This is a genomic window from Paraburkholderia solisilvae (assembly GCF_902859875.1).
In the GTDB taxonomy this organism is placed as follows: domain Bacteria; phylum Pseudomonadota; class Gammaproteobacteria; order Burkholderiales; family Burkholderiaceae; genus Paraburkholderia; species Paraburkholderia solisilvae.
The window spans coordinates 159,470-167,065 of sequence record NZ_CADIKF010000007.1; the positions used below are offsets into that span (position 1 = coordinate 159,470).

5 protein-coding genes are annotated in these 7,596 nt (G+C 64.4%); 2 read left to right on the forward strand and 3 right to left on the reverse strand.

The features are described from left to right. Positions 1-2: 2 nt before the first annotated feature. Positions 3-698, reverse strand: a complete 696-nt coding sequence (locus tag HV675_RS06945; RefSeq protein WP_175110135.1) for a hypothetical protein — start codon at positions 696-698, stop codon at positions 3-5. A gap of 69 nt (positions 699-767) precedes the next feature. After that, the gene (locus HV675_RS06950; protein WP_246270126.1) at positions 768-1,667 is read right to left on the reverse strand and encodes an EamA family transporter; all 900 of its coding nucleotides are present in this window, start codon (positions 1,665-1,667) and stop codon (positions 768-770) included. A gap of 81 nt (positions 1,668-1,748) precedes the next feature. Here HV675_RS06950 and HV675_RS06955 point away from each other — a divergent pair, with 81 nt between their 5' ends. Then, on the forward strand, positions 1,749-2,681 hold the full coding sequence (locus tag HV675_RS06955) for a LysR family transcriptional regulator (RefSeq protein WP_175110136.1): 933 nt from the start codon (positions 1,749-1,751) through the stop codon (positions 2,679-2,681). Between the two features lie 214 nt (positions 2,682-2,895). After that, positions 2,896-3,978: a calcium:cation antiporter gene (locus HV675_RS06960; protein ID WP_175110137.1), complete on the forward strand. Its 1,083-nt coding sequence runs from the start codon at positions 2,896-2,898 to the stop codon at positions 3,976-3,978. A gap of 60 nt (positions 3,979-4,038) precedes the next feature. On the opposite strand, the gene HV675_RS06965 is transcribed toward HV675_RS06960, so the two are convergent. Beyond that, positions 4,039-7,596: cellulose synthase subunit BcsC-related outer membrane protein (locus tag HV675_RS06965; protein WP_175110138.1), on the reverse strand; the 3,558-nt coding region annotated here is incomplete at its 5' end.

The window sequence follows — 7,596 nt, forward strand, 5'->3', positions numbered from 1 at the left end:
CTTCAGGCGGCGGCTTTTTTCAGTTCAGGCGCGGTCGCCTGCAACAACTCATCGAAGTATTCTCCGATCAATCCGACGAAGTGGCTCAGATAAACTTCGGCCCTCGCGACGCCACCCCAGTTGTCGATTGCGCGCTGCACAGCACTCCACATCAGGTCGTCGTGATTGTGCGATTCGTCGTAGTGGATGTGCCCGAGCGAGCCTTTCACGAGATCGTGACCAAAGGCCTGTGCCGCCGCCTCCGTGATCGTCTTGTTATACCGATCCGAATACCACTCGACCAGCCAGTTCCAGACCATCGTCGGCAACGGGCCATCACGGCCGATACTCAGGTACAGGAAGCCGATCAACTTGTCGGTGCAGTGAAACGGCTGAATGGCATTGACCTGAGACTCCGTCAGACCGAATTTCTCGATGTCGCGCAGGAACAGCCCTTCGTGGCCATATTCCTCCGCGAGATATTGCGCGAGAATTTGCGCAATAGGGTTGTCCTTGAAGCCAATCCTGTAGAGCGCGAAGGCATCGACTTCGTTATTGAGGCGGATACGCAGCACCGTTTCGACCAGATGACGACGGTAGTATTCGCGGTCAATCCATTCGCCGCGGTGAAATGCGGCCGTTACCGGTGATGCGGCGAACATCTTTTCAATCGCTTGTGCTGCAACCAGTTCAAAACGTTCGCGATCGGCATTGCTCATGACAAGTCTCCAGCGTAGTGGGCTAAAAGCGTGGGGAAAGGTGTATTCCAGCGATCGAATTCGCGGGCGTTACTTCTGCACGACAGAACCGATACTGGCGCCGACAACGCATAAGGTGCCGGCAATCTGCCACGATGTCAGTGGCTGTGAGAGAACAACGAAACCGGTCGCTGCCGCAATCGCGGGCTCTGCACTCATCAGAATGCCGAACGATGCGGAGTTCATGCGCCGCAACGCGCTGAGTTCGAGCACATAAGGCAACAGCGGGACAAGCAGCGCCAGCCATGCGGCATCCAGTACCTGTCTGACAGCGATGTGCCCGCCGCTTTGCGCAAGCCCGAATGGCGTCGTCACCGCGGCAGCGACGAGTAACGAAGCGGCCAGGCCTTCGAGCCCGTCAAATTGCTGCCCGATATATTTCATCAGGACGATATAGGCGGCCCAGCACAATGCCGCACCGACCGGAAAAAGCAACACCCAAGGCTGGTTGACGACCCACATGCCGTCATGGCGAGCCAAAAGCCATACACCCAGCGCAGCGAGTGCTGGCCATGTGAGCATCGTGATGCGGCGCATGCCAACCGTCGCGACGGCAAGCGGTCCAAGAAAATTGATGGCCACGGCGAGACCGAGCGGCACATGATTGACCGACTCGAAGTAGCACAGCGTCATGCCCGCCATCACGCTGCCGAGGACAAGGGCCGCAAGCCAACGCTGGCGCGCATGGCGACGAAGTTGCGGCCGGGCCACCACGACCAGTACAAGGGCGGCAACGCACAGACGCAGCCATGTCGTGCTGACGGTGCCATATTCGATCAATACCGGCCGGGAAAGCGCTCCGCCCAACTGGATACTGGACATCGAAACGATGCAGAACAGCGGCGCAATGGTTCTCGACAGCGAGGAAGGCAATTTCGCCGTTCCCGCGGACGGCGTCACATTCGAGTCATCGTGCATGACGGGGCTCATCAGTCAACGTATGCACGATAGTAAGGGGACCTATTCCCCTGGTATAAGCTCGTATTTTTTATCGTCGTATCAGGGAAATTTATGATCCGCGACCTCGACAGCACGCTTCTGCGCACGTTCGTCACCGTGGTTGAAACCGGCAGCGTGAGCAACGCCGCCGGTGTGTTGCACCGAACCCAGGCTGCCATCAGCATGGCACTGCGCCGCCTGGAAGATGAGGTAGGTCAACGTCTGCTTGAACGTTCATCGCGCGGCGTCAAACCGACGGCGGCAGGCCACGTGTTGCTGCCCTACGCATACAGGCTGCTCAATGCCGGCCTCGCCGCACGCGCCGCACTCAACGCCGGAGAGATTCTGGGCACCGTCAGGCTCGGCATGCTCGAGGACGTTGCCGTCGGACATCTACCGCACGCGTTGAAACAGTTCGCGGCGTCCTTCGAGAAGGTTGCGCTCGAGATCGTGATCGACGGCAGTCTGACCCTGGGGAAACAGCTCGCCAAAGGCAAGCTCGACATTGTGATTGGCGATCCGACGCTGATTCACGCAGATCCTGTCGTCACGTGGCAGCATCAACTCCACTGGGCCGCAACAAACATGAGGGAAATGAAATTCGGCGACACCCTTGTCCCGATCGTCTCATTCGCAGGGGGCTGCCCCTGGCAGGACAAGCTGTTTACTTCGCTGCGCGAAGCGGGTATTGCGTGGAAAGTCGTCTGTACAAGCACCAGTTTGGCGGCGATTCAATCGGCCGTTCAGGCAGGATTGGGAATCGCGATACTACTGGACTGGAACATTCGGCGCGACACGATGCGCGTGCTTGCCCCATGCGAATTCGGGTTGCCCAATCCCCCGGTCGCCAATTTCGGGTTGTTCACCTGTACGGATGCAGATGATCAAACGACTGCCGCCGCGACTTTACAACAGTTTCTGTTTCATGCCTTGCAGCTTGGCAACCAGGAAGGCATGGAGTCCGAATCCGCGATCCTGCACGATGAGACGGCCGTTCCGACGTAATAAATCCTGCGACCAGGATCGAGCCGATACTCTATGCGTGGCGTCGTGTCGGATTCAGACATGACGGGCTGTCAAGCGACCCAGAAATCCAAGATACGTGACAGAAAATTCCTTTATATTTCATTATATTACCGCACATTCCCAATCTAAATTATTAACTTAAACCGGCTGCATCACCCTCCGCCGGTTCACCCCACAACAAAGGAATAGACCGATGGCCACCTCGTCGTCCCTGTTGCCCCGCTGGACCATCGGCGCGCCGATCGCCGCGTGGATCGTGCTCGGCGCGGCGTACGCGCTGCCCGGGCACGCGCTGCTGCTCGCGCTGGTCGGCGTCGCGCTCGCCGGTTCGGTGTTCGCGGGCGTCCACCACGCGGAGGTGGTCGCGCATCGCGTCGGCGAACCATTCGGCACGCTGGTGCTGGCCGTCGCGGTGACGGTGATCGAAGTCGCGCTGATCGTCTCGGTGATGCTGACGGCCGGCCCCGAGAAAGCCGGACTCGCGCGCGACACGGTGTTCGCCGCGGTCATGATCGTCTGCAACGGCATTGTCGGCCTGTGTCTGCTGGTCGGCGGGTTGCGCCACCGCGAGCAGGATTTCCAGGCTCGCGGCGCGAGCGCCACGCTCGCGGTGCTGGCTTCGCTATCGGTGCTCTCGCTGGTCATTCCGAACTACACGCGCACCGTCCCCGGCCCGGTGCTGTCGACCTCGCAGCTGGCGTTCGCCGGCGTCTCGTCGCTCGTGCTGTACGGCGTCTTCGTGTTCGTGCAAACCGTGCGGCATCGCGACTACTTTCTCGCGAACGGGCACGATGAAAACGCCCACGCGGAACCGCCGAGCGTCGCGATCGCGCTGCTGAGCCTGTTGCTGCTGTTCGTGTCGCTGGTCGCGGTCGTGCTGCTCGCCAAGCAGTTGTCGCCGTCGATCGAACGCGCGGTGGCCGACATCGGCGCGCCGCCGGCCGCGGTCGGCGTCGTGATCGCGGCGCTCGTGCTGTTGCCCGAGGGTTTTGCCGCCGTGCGCGCAGCACGTGCGGACCGTCTTCAGACGAGCCTGAACCTCGCGCTCGGTTCCGCGCTCGCGAGCATCGGCCTGACCATTCCGACCGTCGCGGTCGTGATTCTATGGACAGGCCAGTCGCTCGTGCTCGGCATCGACGGCAAGGATTCGGTGCTGCTGTTCCTGACACTCGTCGTCTGCACGCTGACGCTGAGCAGCGGACGCACGACGATCCTGCAAGGCGCGGTGCATCTGTCGCTGCTCGCCGCGTATCTGTTTTTGTCGATCGTGCCCTGACGACGGCCGACCAGGGCTCCTCGCGCGCGTGCGCCGGCCTCGCGCGACCGGCCAGCCGGCTCAATCGTTCGTCGGCAAATAAGGCGACGTCATCGGCGTCGGCGGGAACAGCGTCGAAAAGCCGCTCTGCTTGGTGAACGCGTAGCGCACGTAGACTGCCGCAACGAACTCGCGATACTCGTACGCATTGCCGAACGACGCCGACGCACCCACCGTCAACTGCGGCGCGAGCTGATATTCGCCGACCGCATCGACCGAATACGACACGCCCGTGTGGCTTTGCGACGGATAGACGGCGCCGGGGTCCGGCGCGAGGTTCTGGCTGGCGGCCAGATCCTGCTGCGTCGAACTGGTCGGGTAGTACAGCGAGCTGTCCTGCCGGTAGTGCTGCACGCCGAGCGAGCCGCCGAAGTCGTATGAGAAGCGGCCGTTCCTGCCGGTCCAGCGAACCGGCACGTTCAGGATCACGTACTGCTGCGGGCTGAAGTAGCCGCCCTGGCCGAGCGTGAAGAACGACAGGTTGTTCGCGTAGTGCATCAGCGTCGTGTTGACGCCGGCGGTGAAGGTCTGGTTCTCGTCCTTGTAGAGCCGCGTGTAGAAACCGCCGCCGCCCTTGCCCGCGGTATTGCTCTTCACGTTGTGGCCGTCGAGATACTGGAACTCGCCGTTCAGATAGACGCCGTTCGTGCCGTCGTCCCACGCGAGATCGCCGCGCAGTCCGTTCGATGTGACGCCGCCCCACTCCTGCCCGGTCGCATCGTCTTTCGTGCCGGCATACGACAGCAGACTGTCGGTGACCGCGCGCCGCCCCGCGGTCAGCTTGTACGACACCTGGTCGGTCAGGCCGCCCTGATATTGCACGCCGCCGACGACGTTCTGCTCGCGAAAGCCGAACGGTGTCCCGCCGACATCGGCCTTCAGTCCGCCGATCTCGTAGCCGAGCGATGCGCCGACGCCCGCCGCGTGCTGCGACCCCGAGGGCGTCGTATTGCGCTGGAACGCGCCGGAGCCGAAACGTGCGAGCGTATTGGGCGACGCGTCCGACGTGCCGGCATCGAGCAGCACCGGCGTCGCGGTGATGACCACGTGGCCGTCGCCGGCATGAATGCGCCCTTCGAGCGGCGCTTCGATATCGTTCAGATTCGACAGCCCGTCTTCGCCGTTGCGGTTGCGAAAGAGGATGCCGCCGCTCACCGTGCTGGTCTGTTCGCGATTGATCTGCGCGAGTTCCTCTTCGACAGTCAGTGTCTGCTGCGGACCGAGCGACGGCGGCTGGGCCGCGGCGCCCTGCGGCTGGTATGGCGCATAAGGGCTCGGCGCGCTGATGCGCGGCGCCGGCGGCTGCGGCACGTACGGGACGAGGCCGTAACCCTGATTCGTATAGCCCTGCGGCGCCGGTTGCGGCACGTAGGGTTGCGGCGCGTAGTTTTGTGCGGCGTATTGCTGTGGCTGCGGTTGCATTTGCGGCTGCGGTTGCATCGGCGTTTGCGGCGGATACGACGGGTACTGCGGCTGCCCATAGGACTGCTGTGCATAAGGCTGCGGCGGATAGCCCTGCGGATAGCCAGGCTGTCCATAGCCCGCCGGATACATCGGCGGTGCGGGCGGATTCTGCGCGACGCGGTTCGTCGTGCCGTGCGCGCTCTTGCCGGATGTGCGCCGTTTTGCCGTGCTCGCGCCGGGCTGCGCATATGGCGGGTTGGTCTGTGCAGCCTGCACAGCCTCGCTCGCCTGCGCGGCCTGCGGCGACATCGGCCACGGCGTGCTCACGTAACCGTCGCCGGGTTGCGGCGCGTAGCCGGCGGGCGGTTGTCCGGGTGGCTGTCCGTAAGATGGTTGCGGCTGTGCGTAGCCGCCCTGCGAATACGCGGATTGCGCCGCGGGTGCGGCCTGCGGGTAACCGCCTTGCGCATAGCCGTTCTGTGCATAACCGTTCTGCGCATAACCGCTCGGCGCATAACCGCCCGGCGCATAACCCGCCGCCGGCTGATATCCGCCCGTCGGTACATTCCCCTGCGGCGCGGGATACGGCGCCGAATACGACTGCGCCGGCGCATACGGCTGCGCAGGATACGCCTGCCCCGGTGCAAGCCCGCCACCCGCCTGCGTGGAGCCGTACTGATCTGGTCCGTAACCATCCGCGTCCGGTATAGCGGGCGGCGCATCCGCATAGGCGGCGGCCCGGGCCGCCGCTCCCGGAGCCGTTGCCGGCGACACGGCCTCAAGCGGGTTGATCGGCATGACGTCCGTCCCGGGCGCGACGTACGGCGCATCCTGGGCCAACGGCATCGGCGGCAGATAAGCAGGCATGGCAGGCACCGGATTCGGTTGAGACAACGCAAGATTGACCGGCGCACCGGCAGGCATAGTGAGCGGCACGCCGGGTGACGTATCGAACGCAGCCGCAAGCGGCAGCGCAGGCACGGCTGCGGCGTCGCCTGTCACCTTGTTCGAAAACGGATTCATGCCGGGCGGCGGAATCGGCCCCGACGGCCGCAACGGCACATTCCAGCCGTTCGGTGCGGCCGGCCCGCCCGCGGCGCCCGGCGGCGCAAGCGCCCCGTTCTGCGCGAGCAGCGCACGCTGCAGGTACTGCGCGGCGAGCGTGTCCCTGCCTTGCGCGCGATACATCCGGCCCGCCGCGGCCAGCACGTCCGGGTTGTTCGGGGCGGCGGCGAGCGCCTGTTTCATCGTCGCTTCCGCAAAGTCGAAATCGCGCGCCGAGGTTGCCGCGCCCGCCGCGGCGGTCAGCAAACCGACGTCGCCGGGCTTTTGCGCAAGCGCGAGTCGGTACGTGGCGAGCGCATTCGAGTTGTCCTTCGCCGCCGTGTAGAGACGCCCAAGCGCCGCCAGCACCTCCGGATCGTCAGGGCGCGCGGCGAGCCACGGCCCGAGCACGTCATAGGCGCTCGCGAGGTCGCCCGCCTGGCGTAGCGCGTCGGTGCGGCGCACGACGATCGCAACGTTGATCCTTTCGAAATCGCGCCGCTGCTGCGCGGTCAACTGCATCGCCGACAGCCTGCGCATCACTTCGCCGAGTTCGGCATCCTGGTTCGTGTTGAGCAGAATACCCGCGCCGGTGAGCAACAGATTCGCGTCGCCGGGTGCACGCGCGAGCGCGCCGCGCACGATCATCAGCGCGCGCCCCGGATCGCCGGTATTCACGTATCCCGCGGCGATCACGCCGATCAGTTCCGGGTCCTGTCCGGCAACCGGCTCAGCCGCCTGCAACAGCGCGCGGCCCTGCGCGGCGCGTCCGGCGCGCGCGAGCGCGCTCGCCTCATCGGCCTGCTGATGAACCCACAGCCGATGCTGCAGCACCGTCATCGGCATGGTCCGCTGGTTGACCGGAATCCGGTCGAGTTGCATCAAGCCGTAACGCCAGTCCTGCATATCGGCGGCGAGCAGCGCGCTCGCATACCGCGCATCCGGCATATCCGGATGCAGCTCGACGAGGCCGTCCATCATGCTCTTCGCGTTCGCGTACGCGCCCTGCTTCGCGTAGATGCGCGCGAGGTCGAGCCGCAGCCACGGGTCGTCGGGACTGTACTGCAACGCATCTTCGAACAGCGTGCGCGCGCTGCCGAGGTCGCCGCGCGCTTCGGCCGCGCGCGCCTG